This is a genomic window from uncultured Oscillibacter sp. (assembly GCF_910579365.1).
In the GTDB taxonomy this organism is placed as follows: Bacteria; Bacillota; Clostridia; order Oscillospirales; family Oscillospiraceae; genus Oscillibacter.
Map to the genome: position 1 here is coordinate 48,053 of NZ_CAJTUX010000008.1, position 13,950 is coordinate 62,002.

Genomic DNA, 13,950 nt, shown 5'->3' on the forward strand with positions numbered 1-13,950 from the left:
CATCGAACCAAGAATTTTTTTGATATTCCTCTATGTTTTTTTATCGACATATAGTATAATAAAAATAAGAGGTCCCCGTTTAGTTTTTACAGTAAGGAGGAAAATCCTTTGACACAGGTCATCACTGTCACGAATCAAAAGGGCGGCGTGGGCAAAACCACCACCGTTTCCGCGCTGGTCTGCGGCCTGAAGCAGCGGGGCGCGCGGGTCCTGGGCGTCGATCTGGACCCCCAGGGCAATCTCGGCTTTACTCTGGGCCTTGATATCGGCGAGTGCAAAACGGTTTACGATGTGCTCACCGGCGCCTGCCCCATTGAGCGGGCCATCTCCCATACGGAGTACGGCGACATCCTCGCCTCGGACATCATGCTCTCCACTGCCGAGGTGGAATTCACCGCCCCCCGGCGGGAGTTCATGCTCTCTCAGCAGCTGGATGTGGTAAAACCCAATTACGATTTTGTCATCATCGACACGCCTCCGGCCCTGAACATCCTCACCATCAACGCCTATGTGGCCTCCACCGGCCTCATCGTCCCCATGGAGGCGGAGGTTTTGAGTCTGGTGGGCGTCTCCCAGATTCAGGACACCATTGAAACGGTCCGCAAGTCCTTCAACCCGGACCTGAAGGTCCTGGGCATTCTTCTGAACAAGTACGACCGCCGCCTGACCCTCTCCCGGGAGATTCTGGATCTGGCGGAATCCGTGGCGGAACAGCTGGACAGCCAGGTGTTCCACACCAAAGTCCGCCGCAGCGTCAGCGTGGCCATGGCCCCTGCCCACGGGCAGAGCGTCCTGACCTATCAGCCCAGCGCAAAAGCCTCCGCCGATCTGCGGAAAATCGTGGACGCCGTAGCGGGCCCGGCCTTTCCGGCCTCCCGTCCGGCCCCTCGCACCAAATGGTTTTGACCCTCTGATTTTTCTGATGAAAAGGAGTTTTAATTATGGCATCCAATAATACCAGCAAGACCGCGCATGTGATGAATCTTCTCAGCAAAAACCGGGGCGGAGCGGCCGAGCCTCCGACGGAGCCCCAGGCGGAAACCGCCGCTCCCGCCGCCCCTGAGGCGGAACCCGCCCCCCAAACAGAGGCCGCCCCCAAGACGGAGGCCGCTGCCCCGGCCCATGCCGCGCCGGTGGCTCCCATCATCTCCTCCATCACCGCAGACGCCGCAGTCTCCTCTCAGATCAAGGGCGCTTTGGAAGCGGAGCTGGAGCAGGCCCCCAAATCCGCCGCCCCCGCCGCCCCTGAGGCGGAACCCACGCCGGTCCAGCCCCCCGTTTCGGAAGAGCTGCCCGCCGCGGTGGAGCCCAGCGGCGCCCCCGAGGAGGAGGAGTCCGCCTCTTATATCAACGTCATGCAGATTCTGGTGGACGAAAAGGCGGATGAGTACATGAAGATGTTCGGCATCTGCTGCTGCGACAAGTGCCGGGTGGACGTTCGGGCTTACGCCCTGAACCATCTGCCGCCCAAATACGTTGTCCTCAGCGAGAACGAGCGGGTCCCCCGCCTCACGGTCTACGAAAACCGCTTTGCCAGCGACATCACCGCCCAGCTGATCCAGGCCTGCAAGCAGGTCATGCTGAGACCCCATCACTCCAGACCCGAGAACTGAAAAGGTTTTGCAGCCCGTCAAAACGCGTTTTGACGGGCTGCACCACGGTCCGGCGCCAGTGATCTGCGCCGGACCGTTTTTCATGGATGGAAACTGTGTTTAAACGCCGCTCTCCGCCGCGGCCTCCGACTGCTGGTCGGCGGCCGGATTGCTCAGCTGCTCCCACAGCATGTCGACGTTTTCCACGCAGATGAAATAGACATTGGTCAGCAGCTGGTTTGGAATACCAAGCTCCTCCGCCAGGGAGGTGATGGCATTCCAGTTGGCCGCCTCATAGCTCAGCACCAGCTCATAGAGCTTGCCGCAGCGCCCTTCCTTTTTCAGCAGGGCCATCTTCACCTCGCTGCTCACCGGCAGCTCCTCCAGAATCTCCTCCAAAGGCGCGTCCACCAGGTGGTTCAGCGTGGAGAACATTCCCATCAGATACGCCTCCGACCGGGAGATGGGCATGTTCTTGGCGTGCTTCATCAGCTCGCTGCAAAAATACGCCCGCATGAAGGACCGCTTCAGGAACTCCTCGGTTCCCGCCTCGGCGGCCTCGCTTCCGGCGCTGGCACTGAGGAGATAGACCCACTGCTTCAGCTGGCCCAGACCCAGCGTCATGATGGCCTGGTGCACCGTGGTGGCCCGGTTCCGCAGGGCGAAGTAGGCGGAGTTCGCCACCTTCAGCAGGTTATAGGTCAGGCTGGCGTCCATGGAGATGAGCTGCTCGATCTCGTCCACGTCCGGCTCGTCCCGGGTCACCGCCACCATCAGGCGGAAGAAGCTGGACTGGAGATAGGCGCTGCTGTGGACCCGGGTGGTCATCTGCTCGGCGACATAAGCGCCCTCCAGACCGTCGGGTTTCAGCGTCTGCGCCCTGCGGTATTCCTCTTCCGTGTCTATGTTGGTCACGATGCACCGTTTCTGCATGCTGTGGGCCACTTCCACAATGTTGTGCATAGCCAGCTCCGGCGTGGTCTGAATATTCAGCTTGATGTAATCAATATGATCCAGCAGGGCGAGATAGCGGGGGGCAAACTGGAATTCGTTTACCGCGACCTTATAGCCCTCCTTGGCAAACTGGTTCACAAAGTGCATGGACAGCGGATGAATGATGACGCTGTCGTTGATCTGGATCACAAGCTCCGACTTGTCAAAGAGCCGGGGCGTTTTTTTCATCAGCAGCGTAGTCGTGAAGGTCATGAAGTTCAAGGATCCCTTCAGCGTTGTCGTGCTGTTCTGCGTGAGAAAGCTGTAGATCGTGTCAGCGGAGGCAAATTCGCTGGCCTGGGTATTTTCCACAGTAAAGGCCTGATTCTCTCCATAGTACAGGATCTCGTAGCCTAAAATCTTCCCAGCCGGGTCCTTGATCGGCTGCCTTACGATATATTTACTGCTCATGACGTCCCTCCGAGATTATTCCTGTCCGGCTTCCAGCAAATGGTCGATTACCCTGACCAGATGACCGATCTCCGGCTTGCTCATCTGCTCGTCCGCGCCCAGCTCCTTGCCCTTGCGGCGCATCTCCTCCGTAATCAGCGAGGAGAAGATGATCAGCGGCAGATGTTTGAAATCCTTGTCGTCCTTCACCAGCTTGGTCAGCCGGTGTCCATCCATCTGGGGCATCTCGATATCGGTGATGATCAGCGCCGCCTTGTCGTCGATATCCGGCGTGCCCCGAATATCGTTGAGGTAGTTCCAGAGTTTGCCGCCGTCGGGGAACATCCGGGTGTTGACATATCCGGACTTGTGCAGGGCCTCCTCGATCATCTTGCTCAAAAGCACGGAGTCCTCCGCCACCAGAATAACGGCCTCGCTCCTCTGCCTGGGACCCAGGCGGTCAATCTCGGACATCTGGATGGTGGTCTCCGGGGCGATCTCGGCGACAATCTTTTCAAAGTCCAGGATGGTCACCAGGTCCTCGCCGCACTGGGCGATGCCGGTGGCGATACCCTCCTCCCCACCGGCGACGGTTTTATCCGGCTTTTGAATGCTCTTCCAGGAGATGCGGCTGATGCCCACCACCGTGTGAACCCGAAAGGCGATGTTCATCTTGTTAAAATTGGTGATGATAAACAGGTCCTTGCTCTTCTTCTCCCCGCTTTCGCTCAGGAGATAGGTGGGCAGGTCCACCACGGTGATCACCTTGTCGCGGGGCTTGAAGATGCCCTCCACTGCCGGGTGGGCATGGGGCATGTGCTTCACAGGCTGGGAGACCAGAATCTCCTTGACCTTCGCCACATTGATGCCGTACAGGCTCTCATTGATGGTGAACTCCATGACCTCGATTTCATTTGTGCCGGACTCCAGCAAAATGCCCCGCTTGTCCTCTTCCAACAACATTCCGAACACTCCTTTCAGTGGTTGTCCCTCAAATTATATAATCAGCTCCGGCCGGCCGTAGCAGCGGACACAGCCCAGACCGGTGCCCGGGTCAAACAGCAGCGTGCGGGCCACGGAGCCGCCCACATCCTCTTTCAAAAGCTGAATACCCTCCCGCTTCAGGTGCATGTGCACGCTTTCAATGTTCCGCTGGCCAATGTTCCCCAGAGAACCGCCGCTGACCTCAAACATCTTGGCCCCGCCGGCGATCTTCGCCGTGATGCGGGAACGGGACGCCCCCTTGGCCTCCATCATTTTCAACGTTTCCCGGATGCCGGTGTCCGCGTATTTCATGACGTTCTTCCGGCCCGGCTCCATATTCAGCGGCAGCATGATGTGCACCAGCGCCGCCAGTTTGATCTTCTGGTCATACAGGCAGATTCCGATGCAGGAACCCAGCGCGTAGGTAATCAGCATGCCGCTGCCCTTGGCCATTTTCATATCCGCAATTCCAACTGTGATTTTAGTCTCCACTGTTCACGCCCAGCTTCCTTAGCAAAAAGTTCAGGGACCGAATATCCGGGGACAACAACAACCGGCAGGGAATCTCCTTTCCGTTGCAGATGAAGTCTCCGCCAATGGTCATAATGTAATTGGACTGTCCGCCGTACTCCGCCATGGGCACGGCGATGATTGCTCCCTGCATATCCACAGTGAAGGCGGGCACCGTCAGTTCGATGTCCAGCCCCGCCAGACCGCTGAGAGCGTTGATAAATGTAGAAATCATGATGTTGCCCACCTCCGTGAGGGCGGAGCTTTCCAGTTCCCCCAGCTCGGTGTAATCCGTGATGCTGTGGTCCATCATGCTCTCCAACACCAGATTCACAAATTCCAGCTGCTGCACCGACAGCATGATGCCGCTGAGCTGCCCGCTCATGCCCACCAATACGCCGGCGGTAATCTCCTCCGGGCCGCCGATCCACTCGATGGCCTCGTTATAGCCCATGATACGGACCTCCGGCTGCTGGATGCGCACCGGCATTCCGATCAGGGCGGACAGCGACGTGGCGGCGTTGCCGGTGCCGATGCTGCCGATTTCTTTCAGAGTGTCCAGCTCCAGGGAACTGAGCTCGTCATAGCTTTTTAACGTCATGCTTCCCCTCCCTCTCAGCCGCGCAGGCCGTTGATGGTGGTCTCGATCTCATCGGAGGACTGCACCATCTTCAGCGCCATGCCATACGCTCTCTGGGACTCGATCACCTTGGTCATCTCCTCCGCCAGGTCAGCGTTGGACATTTCCAAAAAGCCCCGCATCGGTTTTCCGCTGCCCATGCGGATGCCGCCGTTTTTGTCGATGGCCCGGAAGCGGGTGTCGTTGACATGCTCCATGCCGTCGTAGTTGTTGTAGTCGAAGACGCCCACGGGCTGCTCCTCGTGCTCGTCGTCCACCTCGATCATGCCGCCGGTGGTGCTGAGGACAAAGCGTCCCTCGTTGTCGGAGAGGTAGTAGACCCGCTCCGTAATGGGCTGGCCGTTCTCATCCATCTCTCCTGTGGCGCGCATCAGCTCGGAGATGACGAAGGCGCCGTTCCGGGTAAGGGTCACGTCTCCCGTGCTCAGGTCCGCCAGGGCGAAGAAGCCGTCCCCCTCGATGTAATAATCCTGGTCCTTCCGGGTTTCCGCCACCGGGCCGCTCTTAAAGTCCGTGTCCGTGGTCCACAGGCACGCGCCCACACCGGAGCGGAGCATCTCGAAGTCTCCGCCTTCTCTGGCGGCCTTGGCTCCGTCGGTCTCCTCGCCCACGGCCTTGAGATCGTCGTACATCAAGGAGGCGAAGCGGCTCTTCTCCGCCTTGAAGCCGTATGTATTCAGGTTTGCGATGTTGTTTCCGTGAACCGTCAGGCGCTTGAGCTGCTGGTGCGCTCCCACGGCTCCAATGAAAAAGGATTGATTCATCCGAACTCCCCCTTACTGGAAGCGGCCGACCTCGGTGGCCGCCCGGCTCATCAGCTGGTCGTACATCTTGGAAATCTGAGCCGCGCTCTGCAGGGCCCGCTGATAGGTGATCATCTCCGTCATCTGCTTCACCATGTCGCTGTTGGACCGCTCCAGATAGCCGTTCCAGATTTCAAAATTCTCGCTGGGCTGGGCGTTCTCCCCGGTGAAGAGTCCCCGGTCGTTCCGCTCCAGAGCCTCGTTGTCCTCAAAGCTGTAGACGCCCAGCTGGGCAACGGGAATGGTCTCGCCTCCCGGCTGCTCGTAGTAAATCACGCCCTTGCTGTCCCCATGAATCTTATCTGTGCCCAGATAGATGGGCTCCTCCTGGGGGTTCAGCACCCGGCCAAAACCGGGGAGGCAGAGGTATCCCTCCTCATCCAGGGAGAAGTTGCCCATCCGGGTATAGCTCACGTTGTCCTCCGCGTCCTGCACGGCGAAGAACCCGTCCCCCACGATGCAGAAGTCCAGGGGCAGCTCCGTGGGCTCCGGGGTGCCCTGGCTGTAGTCCGTGTAAATATCGCTGGGCGCCCGGATATAGCTCTGCCGGCCAATCTCCTCGCCGTGGCTGTGGTTCACGTCCACCCGGCTGTACAGCACATCGTCAAAGGTGGTGGCGGTATAGCGCTCCTGTTTGTAGCCCGCCGTGGAAATGTTGACCATGTTGTTGCCGATGACATTGAGATTCTGCTGGTGGGTCAGCATGGCGGAAGTCAGATTGTAAAAGCCCTTAAACATGCGTCATCCCTTCTTCCTCTTGGATTTCGGCTCCTGCGTATCGTTGAGATAGGCCTCCATAAAGTGTCGCAGCTTCTGGATGGCCCGGGTATGTATCTGGGAAATTCTGGGTTCGCTGAGCTCCATCACCTGGGCGATCTCCTTCAGGTGGAGATTTTGCTCATAGTACAGCGAGAGGACGATCTGTTCGTTCTCCCGCAGCTGGGAAATCCCCTCCGCCAGAGTTCGCTGCATCTCCCGCTCCTGCAAAACCGCCTCCGGCTGGCTTTGCAGGTCGCTGGAGGGCACCTCCAGCTGATAGCCGGAGGTCTCCCGGGTGTCCATCAGCACATCCAGGGAGAGGACGTTGCTCAGGGCGATGTTGGCGGCGTCCTTCTGATACCGCTCCACGCCGATTCCCAGATGTCCGGCAATCTCGCCGTCGGTGGGGGTTCGCCCCAGCGAGGCGGAGAGCTCCGACACCGCCAGATCGATCTCCTTGGCCCGCTTGCGGACGTTTCGGGGAATCCAGTCCTGCTTCCGGGCCAAGTCGATGACCATGCCCCGGATGCGTTTGGAGACATACGTCTCAAACTTCACGCCCTTCTCCGGGTCGAACTTGTCAATGGCGCCCAGGAGGGTCAGAATCCCCTCGTTGATGATGTCGTCAATCTGGGCGAAGCTGCTGTACACGCCCCGGATCTGCATGGCCGCGCTTTTAATCAGCCCCTCATACCGCAGGACCAGGGGCCATTTCAGCTCCTCGTCCCCCGTTTCCTTATAGAGACGGAGGAGGTCCTGGGTATCCATCTCCTCAATTTCCCGCTGGCTGTACCGGACCGCCGCCATCTCACTCATGTGCCCACCGCCCTTCGCTCGGGCCGGGCGGGCGCGTCCAGCGTGATGTTGCCGATGGCCTGGATCTGCACTGCATTGGTAATCTCGTTAAAGGAGAGGACATAGATGCCGGGATAGAACTGGGTAATCATCTTGGAGAAATAGCCCCGGATCACCTGGCTGACCAGGATGATGGGCGTTTGGGAGAGGTCGTTGAACTTCTTGAGCTGGTTGGCCAGCTGCGAGACGATCTGCTGCATCAGCTCCGGCCCCATGGCCAGATACACGCCCTGCTCGTTGCGGGTAAGGGAGGCAATGACCTTCTTTTCCACCTCCGCGTCCAGGGTGACGACCCGGAGCTGCCCGTCCTCGCAGAAGCGGCGGGTAATGGTCCTGGCCAGGGCGCCCCGGACCTGCTCCGTGGCCGCGTCGATATCCCGGCCCATGCTCAAAGCGTCGGCCAGGGTTTCCACAATGGTGCCCAGGTCCTTGATGGGCACGCCCTCCTTCAGGAGATTCCGCAGTACCTTCTCTAGAACGGAGTAGCTTATAATATTGGGAATGGCCTCCTCCACCAGCTCCGGGGAGGTGCGCTTCAAATTGTCCACCAGCTGGATGGTCTCCGTCCGGCCCAGCATCTCATAGGCGTATTTCTTCACCGTCTCGGAGAGGTGGGTCAGCATGACGGACAGGGGGTCGATGACGTTGTACCCGTAGATTTCCGCCATTTCCTTGTTCTCCGGCAGAATCCAGCGGGAGGGAATGCCGTAGGCCGGCTCGATGGTCTCGATGCCGTCGATCTCCCCCAGGGGGTTGGCGGGCTCCAGGGCCAGGTAATAATCCACCAGAATCTCGCCCCGGGCCACTTCCTCGCCCCGGATGCGGATGACGTACTGGTTGGTTCCCAGGGAAGATGCGTCGTGGAGGCGGATAGAGGGGAAGACGAAGCCCATGTCCTGGGCATACTGCCGGCGGAAGATAACGATGCGGCTGATGAGCTTGCCGCCGTGGCTCTCGTCCACCATAGGGATGAGGCTGTATCCAAACTCCATTTCGATGGGCTCCACCGAGAGGAGGTTGTAGACGTTGTTGATATCCTTGTAATAGTCGGTCTCGCTGGGCGCGGCAGCCTCGGCGCTTTGCTGCTGCTCCGAGGCGGCCTGAATGGCCGCGGCCTCCTCCTGTTCCCGCGCCATGCGGCGGCTGATGAACCATCCGCCGCCCAGCAGCAGCCCGCCGCCCACAGCCAAAGCGAAATGGGGCGTGTTGGGAATGGCCGCCAGGAAAAGGAGAATGACGCCGGTGGTCATAATGGCCCGGGGCTGCGCCTTGAACTGGCCGACAACGTCCTTGTTGAGGCTGCCCTCCGACACGGACCGGGTGACGATCATGCCGGTAGCCGTGGAGATCATCAGCGCCGGAAGCTGGGAGACCAGTCCGTCGCCGATGGTGACGATGGAGTACCTGGAGATCACGTCGGTAAAGGTTCCGGCGTTCATCACCATGCCAATGACGGTGCCGCCGATGAAGTTGATCATCGTGATAATGAGCGACATGGTGGCGTCGCCCTTGACGATCTTGGTGGCGCCGTCCATGGCGCCATAGAAGTCGGCTTCCTTCTGGATTTTATAGCGGCGCTCCTTGGCCTCCTGCTCGTTGATGAGGCCGGAGGAGAGGTCCGCGTCAATGGCCATCTGCTTGCCGGGCATGGCGTCCAGGGTGAAGCGGGCGGCCACCTCGGCCACGCGCTCGGCGCCCTTGGTGATGACGATGAACTGCACCAGCACGATGATGAGGAAGATGACCACACCGATGACGATGTTGCCGCCGGTAATCAAGTGGCCGAAGTTGGCGATAACCTCGCCGGCGTAGCCCTGATAGAGAATCTGCCGGGTGGTGGACACGTTCAGTCCCAGCCGGAACAGCGTGGTAATCAGCAGCAGCGACGGGAAGATGGAAAACTCCAGCGCATCCGAGATGTTCATGGTGATCATCAGGATCATGATGGACAGTCCGATGTTGAACACCAGCAGGACGTCCAGCAGCTGCGTCGGCAGGGGGATGATCAAAAACAGGACGATGACCACGACGGCAAGAGATATTGCATTGTCAAAAATTCTTCTCACGCGTCTGTCACCTCCTGTTCGTCGATTCCTTTCCGCCCCGGCCTCGCCGCCGGTCAGCTTTATCTTTTGGACAAAGCGGCCTGTTTATTTTACCAATTGATGCTTCTCATTCAGCCGGAAGATGTAGACCAGCACCTCCGCCACGGGATTGTACAGCTCCGGGGGAATCTCCTGGTCCAGCTCGGCGTCGGCATACAGCGCCCGGGCCAGGGGCACGTTCTCAATCACGGCCACCTTGTTCTCTTCCGCTATTTTCACGATCCGCAGCGCCAGCTCATCCATGCCCTTGGCCAGCACGATGGGTGCGTTGTCCTCCTCCGGGTGATACCGGAGGGCCACGGCGAAGTGGGTGGGGTTTCGCACGACCACGTCCGCCTGGGGCACCTGCTGCATCATGCGGCTCTGGGCCCGCTTGCGCTGCATCTCCTTGATTTTACCTTTAATCTGGGGGTCGCCTTCCATTTGTTTGTACTCTTCCTTGATCTCCTGCTTGCTCATGCGGATTCCCCGCTCATAGTCCCACCACTGGTACATAAAGTCCAGCGCCGCCAAGGCGATAAAGGCGATGCCGATCTTGATGATCATGCTCATCCCCTGGGAAAACAGGTGGGCGCAGGAGGCCCGAAGGTCCACGTAAAGATATTTCGCACTCTCATGGAACATGCCCGAAAGGCTCATGTAGACAATCACCATGAGGACGCTGATTTTCAAAAGTCCCTTCAGCGCGTTGACAATGCTCTTCAGGGAAAACAGCCGCTTGAACCCCTCCAGGGGATTGATCCGGCTGAACTTCGGCCGCATCAGCTCTCCACTGACCAGCAGCCGGGTCTGCGCAAAGGTGGCGGTCACGGCGCAGAGCACCGTCACCAGCGTAATGGGCAGCACACTGCTCATCAAAAGGCCCAGGGCCTGAACCACAAGCTCATGAAGGATATCGCCGATGGCCCGGACCTCCACGGCGGCGCAGGTCTCAAAGCAAAGGCGCATGAAGCCGCTGAGCCGCTCCGCAATTTTGCCGGACAGCAGCCAGAAGGCCATAAAGGACCCCAGCAGCGTGGCCACGGCCACCGCGTCCTGACTGAGGAAGACGTTACCCTTCTTCCGTTCGTCTCTTCGCTTTTTTGGGGTTGCTTTCTCAGTTTTGGAGCTGTCCGCCAACTGTCATCCCCCCTTTGGCCGTCCGCTCTGCCTCAGCCCATCATCGCCAGCATGGTGTGAAGGTTGTTCAGCATGGTCTGTTCCGTCTCCAGCAAAAACTCGCTGAACGGGTGCAGCAGCAGCAGCAGCAGCGACAGACCCACCAAAACCTTCAGCTCAATGTTGATGGAGAAGACATTGATTTGGGGAATGACCTTCATCAAAACGCCCATTCCCAGCTGGCCGATCAGCTCCGCCGCCAAAACCGGCATGCACATCTTCACCGCCAGCAAGGTACATTCGACAAAAAGCTCCAGGGCCAGATTGGTCACATCGTTTCCAATGGACACGCCGCCATAGCGCACCACCTGCCCGGAGGTCACCATGATCCGCATCAGCGTATGGTGCCCGTTTCCGGCGAAAAACAACAGGATCATCAGCGTGTTGAGCAGCGAGCCCGTGACGGACATATTGGAGTGAGAGCCGGAATCGTAAATCTGGTTCATGGTCATACCCATCTGGGTGTCGATGGCCAAACCCGCCATCTGGGGAATATAGAAGAAAAAATGAACCACGAGGCCCAGCACCAGTCCCAGGGCTATCTCCAGCAAAATGGCGGCCGCGAAAGGCAATACCCCCGACGGCGGCTCCAGCCGCCCCCCCTCCAGCGAATAGGTGAACGCGGAGAGAACCAGCACAAATCCGGCCCGGAAGAAACTGGGAAAATTCTGCCGGCCCAACAGGGGATTGAACAGCACAAAGCCGCTCATCCGGGCCGTTATCAGCAAAAAGAGCGTCAGCGCCCCTTCGTCTATCATAGGCCCCTCCGCTAAATGGTCGCCAGCAGGTCAAAAATTTCTCTGGTGTACTCCTGAAGCGTGGTCAGCATCCAGCCGCCGCTGAAAAGAAGAACACTCATGACGATCACCACCTTCAAGATGAAGGAGATGGTCTGCTCGTGAATCTGGGTCACCGCCTGGAAGATGGCCACCAGGACGCCGGCCAGCATACTCAAAACCAGCATGGGCCCGCCCAGCTTGATGACCACGCCCACGGAGTCCCGCATCACATCCGTTATCATTGCCGTATCCATCGTTCAGCCCTCACTAATGAAAGTCCCGCACCAGGGTGGAAAACAGCAGCTCCCACCCGTTCAAGGTCACGAATAACAGCAGCTTGAAAGGTGCGGAGATCATAGACGGCGGTAACATAATCATGCCCATGGACATCAGCGTGCAGGACACCACAATGTCGATCAGCATGAAGGGAATATACAGCAACAGTCCGATGGTAAACGCCTTTTGCAGCTCGCAGGTCACAAAAGAGGGCACAATGATCCGCAGGGGCAGGGACTCCACCACCGTCTCGGTATTCACCTCGTCCGGCATGGACACATGAGCCATATTGCAGAACATCTCCAGGGTGTTGATCTGGGTGTTCCGCACCATGAACTCCGCCAGCGGTCTTGACGCCCGCTCAAAAAATTCCTCCTGGGAGATTTCCTCCGCCTGATAGGGCTCGTAGGCCTCCTCCTGGATGCGGGTGATGGTGGGCGACATGGTAAAAAAGGTCAAAAACAGCGCGAGGCCCACCAGCACAAGGTTCGGCGGCGTTTGCTGCGTGCCCATGGCATTGCGCAAAAAGGAAAAGGAGATGATATACCGGGTAAAGGACGTCATCATCACCACGAGCGAGGGCAAAAGCGTAATCATCGTCGTCAGAAACAGGATTTCCAACGCCTGTACGTTCTCGCCGTTTACATTGATCAGCCCTTCCGGCACCTCCAGTTCACCTCCGCTTCTTTTGTGATAAAACTGTCATCAGGGCCTCCTGAAAGCCCGGCCGCTCTTCGGCTTCCCGCTTCCAGGAGGCGGCCTCTTCCTTTGTGAGCTCCGCCAGCAGGGAGATTCCCGCCGGCGTAGCTCCCAGGAGCAAAAACCGCTCTCCCGCCCTGACCAGGACCACTCTCTGGTCCCGCCCCAGGGGCAATTGGTCCAAAGCCTCCATCTGCCGTCCCGGCTGGAAGCCCCGCAGGGCCCCCCGCCCCGCCACATACCGGGTAAACCAGTAGGCAAGGCCCATGACCAGGACGACGCAGATGATCAGCCACAGAAAGGAGGCTAAGGTCGTGTCCCCAGAGAACATTCCGTCAGGGATTGCCCAGGATGGTGCTGACGGTCTTCAAAACCCGGTCCGGCTTAAAGGGCTTGACGATGAAGTCCTTCGCGCCGGAACGCACCGCGTCCATAACCATACTCTCCTGACCCATGGCGGAGCACATGACCACGTTGGCGCCGCTGTCCTTGGCGCGAATGGCCTTCAGGGCCTCCAGGCCGTCCATGTTGGGCATGGTGATGTCCATAATGACCAGGTCCGGACCGATCTCGCCGAACTTCTCCACGGCGTCGGCGCCGTCTACGGCCTCGAACAGCTCAGTGTAACCGTTTTTGCTCAGGGTATCCTTAATCATCTTCCGCATAAAGGCAGCGTCGTCGACCAGCAGAATCTTTTTAGCCATGGTATGATTCCTTCCTTCTCGTTCAATATAAATAAAATGACATATTTCAAAGCGCCGGGTTCATAGATTCGGCGGCTTATTTTTTCACCAGCTCGATGACGGGCTCCTGCACGATCTCGGTGATCCGAACGCCAAAGTTGTCGTCAATCACCACCACGTCGCCCCGGGCCACACACTTGCCGTTGACAAACAGGTCCACCTGGTCGCCGGCCAGCTTATCCAGCACCACCAGCGACCCCTTGGAAAACTCCAGAATATCCTGCACCTTCCGCTGAGTCCGGCCGATTTCCACCGTCACCTGGAGGGGAACCTCCATAATGAGGTCCAGGTTCTGGGCCTGTTCCTTGCCCAGGACATCCGCCGGGTTCATCTCCCGCAGCGGCGCGGGCTTGGTGTTGATAACCTTGGGCTCCGGCGCGGCCGCGGCCTGGGGAGCCTGGGGCGGATAGGGATAGGGGTAGGGATAATACATCGGCGGATACATGCCGTTCATGCCCTCCGGCATGGGATAGCCCATCTGCGGCGGCATCTGCGGCATCTGGGCCGCCGGGGCCCCAGGCTGCGGAGCGGCCTGGGGGGGTACGGGAGCGGGCTGGGGAGCCGGCGCTGCCTGAGGCGCGGGAGCGGGCTGGGGGGCAGGGGCGGACGCGCCGCCGGCCATGCCGGCCATCATCGCCTCGATCTCCTCCTGACTCATCTTTCC

General features: G+C 59.0%; 17 protein-coding genes. 2 read left to right on the plus strand and 15 right to left on the minus strand.

The features are described from left to right. The first annotated feature begins 108 nt into the window (after positions 1-108). Positions 109-906: an AAA family ATPase gene (locus QZ329_RS03910; RefSeq protein ID WP_295748508.1), complete on the plus strand. Its 798-nt coding sequence runs from the start codon at positions 109-111 to the stop codon at positions 904-906. Between the two features lie 35 nt (positions 907-941). Continuing rightward, positions 942-1,613 (plus strand): late competence development ComFB family protein, encoded by a 672-nt coding sequence (locus QZ329_RS03915; RefSeq protein ID WP_295748509.1) that lies wholly within the window; start codon positions 942-944, stop codon positions 1,611-1,613. 99 nt (positions 1,614-1,712) lie between these two features. Here the strand turns inward: QZ329_RS03915 and QZ329_RS03920 are convergent, their stop codons facing one another. The 15 genes from QZ329_RS03920 to fliN form a co-directional block, all read right to left on the minus strand. Then, positions 1,713-2,996: an HDOD domain-containing protein gene (locus tag QZ329_RS03920; protein ID WP_295748511.1), complete on the minus strand. Its 1,284-nt coding sequence runs from the start codon at positions 2,994-2,996 to the stop codon at positions 1,713-1,715. Positions 2,997-3,011: 15 nt separating this feature from the next. Further along, positions 3,012-3,938 carry a chemotaxis protein gene (locus QZ329_RS03925; protein ID WP_295748513.1) on the minus strand — a complete coding sequence of 309 codons (927 nt, stop codon included), beginning with the start codon at positions 3,936-3,938 and terminating at the stop codon, positions 3,012-3,014. 33 nt (positions 3,939-3,971) lie between these two features. Then, a complete protein-coding gene (locus tag QZ329_RS03930) occupies positions 3,972-4,451 on the minus strand; it encodes a chemotaxis protein CheD (protein WP_295748515.1) in 480 nt (159 codons plus the stop codon). Further along, a complete protein-coding gene (locus QZ329_RS03935) occupies positions 4,441-5,070 on the minus strand; it encodes a chemotaxis protein CheC (RefSeq protein WP_295748517.1) in 630 nt (209 codons plus the stop codon). Before QZ329_RS03935 ends, QZ329_RS03930 begins: the two co-directional genes overlap by 11 nt. Before the next feature lie 14 nt (positions 5,071-5,084). Beyond that, a complete protein-coding gene (locus tag QZ329_RS03940; protein WP_295748519.1) occupies positions 5,085-5,873 on the minus strand; it encodes a flagellar hook basal-body protein in 789 nt (262 codons plus the stop codon). Positions 5,874-5,885: 12 nt separating this feature from the next. Next, positions 5,886-6,650 (minus strand): flagellar hook-basal body protein, encoded by a 765-nt coding sequence (locus QZ329_RS03945; RefSeq protein ID WP_295748520.1) that lies wholly within the window; start codon positions 6,648-6,650, stop codon positions 5,886-5,888. Between the two features lie 3 nt (positions 6,651-6,653). After that, positions 6,654-7,487 carry a FliA/WhiG family RNA polymerase sigma factor gene (locus QZ329_RS03950; protein ID WP_295748522.1) on the minus strand — a complete coding sequence of 278 codons (834 nt, stop codon included), beginning with the start codon at positions 7,485-7,487 and terminating at the stop codon, positions 6,654-6,656. Then, on the minus strand, positions 7,484-9,592 hold the full coding sequence (gene flhA / locus QZ329_RS03955) for a flagellar biosynthesis protein FlhA (protein ID WP_295748524.1): 2,109 nt from the start codon (positions 9,590-9,592) through the stop codon (positions 7,484-7,486). The genes QZ329_RS03950 and flhA overlap by 4 nt, the downstream gene beginning before the upstream one ends. A gap of 84 nt (positions 9,593-9,676) precedes the next feature. After that, positions 9,677-10,750 carry a flagellar biosynthesis protein FlhB gene (flhB, locus tag QZ329_RS03960; protein WP_295748526.1) on the minus strand — a complete coding sequence of 358 codons (1,074 nt, stop codon included), beginning with the start codon at positions 10,748-10,750 and terminating at the stop codon, positions 9,677-9,679. Positions 10,751-10,782: 32 nt separating this feature from the next. Beyond that, complete coding sequence (locus tag QZ329_RS03965) at positions 10,783-11,547, minus strand: flagellar biosynthetic protein FliR (protein WP_295748529.1); 765 nt, start codon at positions 11,545-11,547, stop codon at positions 10,783-10,785. A gap of 11 nt (positions 11,548-11,558) precedes the next feature. Beyond that, on the minus strand, positions 11,559-11,822 hold the full coding sequence (fliQ, locus tag QZ329_RS03970; protein ID WP_295748531.1) for a flagellar biosynthesis protein FliQ: 264 nt from the start codon (positions 11,820-11,822) through the stop codon (positions 11,559-11,561). Between the two features lie 13 nt (positions 11,823-11,835). Next, on the minus strand, positions 11,836-12,510 hold the full coding sequence (fliP, locus tag QZ329_RS03975) for a flagellar type III secretion system pore protein FliP (RefSeq protein WP_295748533.1): 675 nt from the start codon (positions 12,508-12,510) through the stop codon (positions 11,836-11,838). A 7-nt stretch (positions 12,511-12,517) separates the two neighbouring features. Then, a complete protein-coding gene (gene fliO, locus QZ329_RS03980) occupies positions 12,518-12,874 on the minus strand; it encodes a flagellar biosynthetic protein FliO (RefSeq protein WP_295748535.1) in 357 nt (118 codons plus the stop codon). 4 nt (positions 12,875-12,878) lie between these two features. Continuing rightward, positions 12,879-13,247, minus strand: a complete 369-nt coding sequence (locus tag QZ329_RS03985) for a response regulator (RefSeq protein ID WP_295748537.1) — start codon at positions 13,245-13,247, stop codon at positions 12,879-12,881. 76 nt (positions 13,248-13,323) lie between these two features. Continuing rightward, the coding region (gene fliN / locus QZ329_RS03990; RefSeq protein ID WP_295748538.1) for a flagellar motor switch protein FliN at positions 13,324-13,950 on the minus strand (627 nt) is incomplete at its 5' end.

Excerpts from the sequence above, each read along its gene's own strand:
- QZ329_RS03925 (WP_295748513.1), bottom strand. The coding sequence starts at position 3,938 with ATGTTGTTGGAAGAGGACAAGCGGGGCATTTTGCTGGAGTCCGGCACA.
- QZ329_RS03940 (WP_295748519.1), bottom strand. The coding sequence starts at position 5,873 with ATGAATCAATCCTTTTTCATTGGAGCCGTGGGAGCGCACCAGCAGCTC.
- QZ329_RS03945 (WP_295748520.1), bottom strand. The coding sequence starts at position 6,650 with ATGTTTAAGGGCTTTTACAATCTGACTTCCGCCATGCTGACCCACCAG.
- QZ329_RS03950 (WP_295748522.1), bottom strand. The coding sequence starts at position 7,487 with ATGAGTGAGATGGCGGCGGTCCGGTACAGCCAGCGGGAAATTGAGGAG.
- QZ329_RS03935 (WP_295748517.1), bottom strand. The coding sequence starts at position 5,070 with ATGACGTTAAAAAGCTATGACGAGCTCAGTTCCCTGGAGCTGGACACT.
- QZ329_RS03985 (WP_295748537.1), bottom strand. The coding sequence starts at position 13,247 with ATGGCTAAAAAGATTCTGCTGGTCGACGACGCTGCCTTTATGCGGAAG.
- QZ329_RS03920 (WP_295748511.1), bottom strand. The coding sequence starts at position 2,996 with ATGAGCAGTAAATATATCGTAAGGCAGCCGATCAAGGACCCGGCTGGG.
- fliQ (WP_295748531.1), bottom strand. The coding sequence starts at position 11,822 with ATGGATACGGCAATGATAACGGATGTGATGCGGGACTCCGTGGGCGTG.
- QZ329_RS03965 (WP_295748529.1), bottom strand. The coding sequence starts at position 11,547 with ATGATAGACGAAGGGGCGCTGACGCTCTTTTTGCTGATAACGGCCCGG.
- fliO (WP_295748535.1), bottom strand. The coding sequence starts at position 12,874 with ATGTTCTCTGGGGACACGACCTTAGCCTCCTTTCTGTGGCTGATCATC.
- QZ329_RS03915 (WP_295748509.1), top strand. The coding sequence starts at position 942 with ATGGCATCCAATAATACCAGCAAGACCGCGCATGTGATGAATCTTCTC.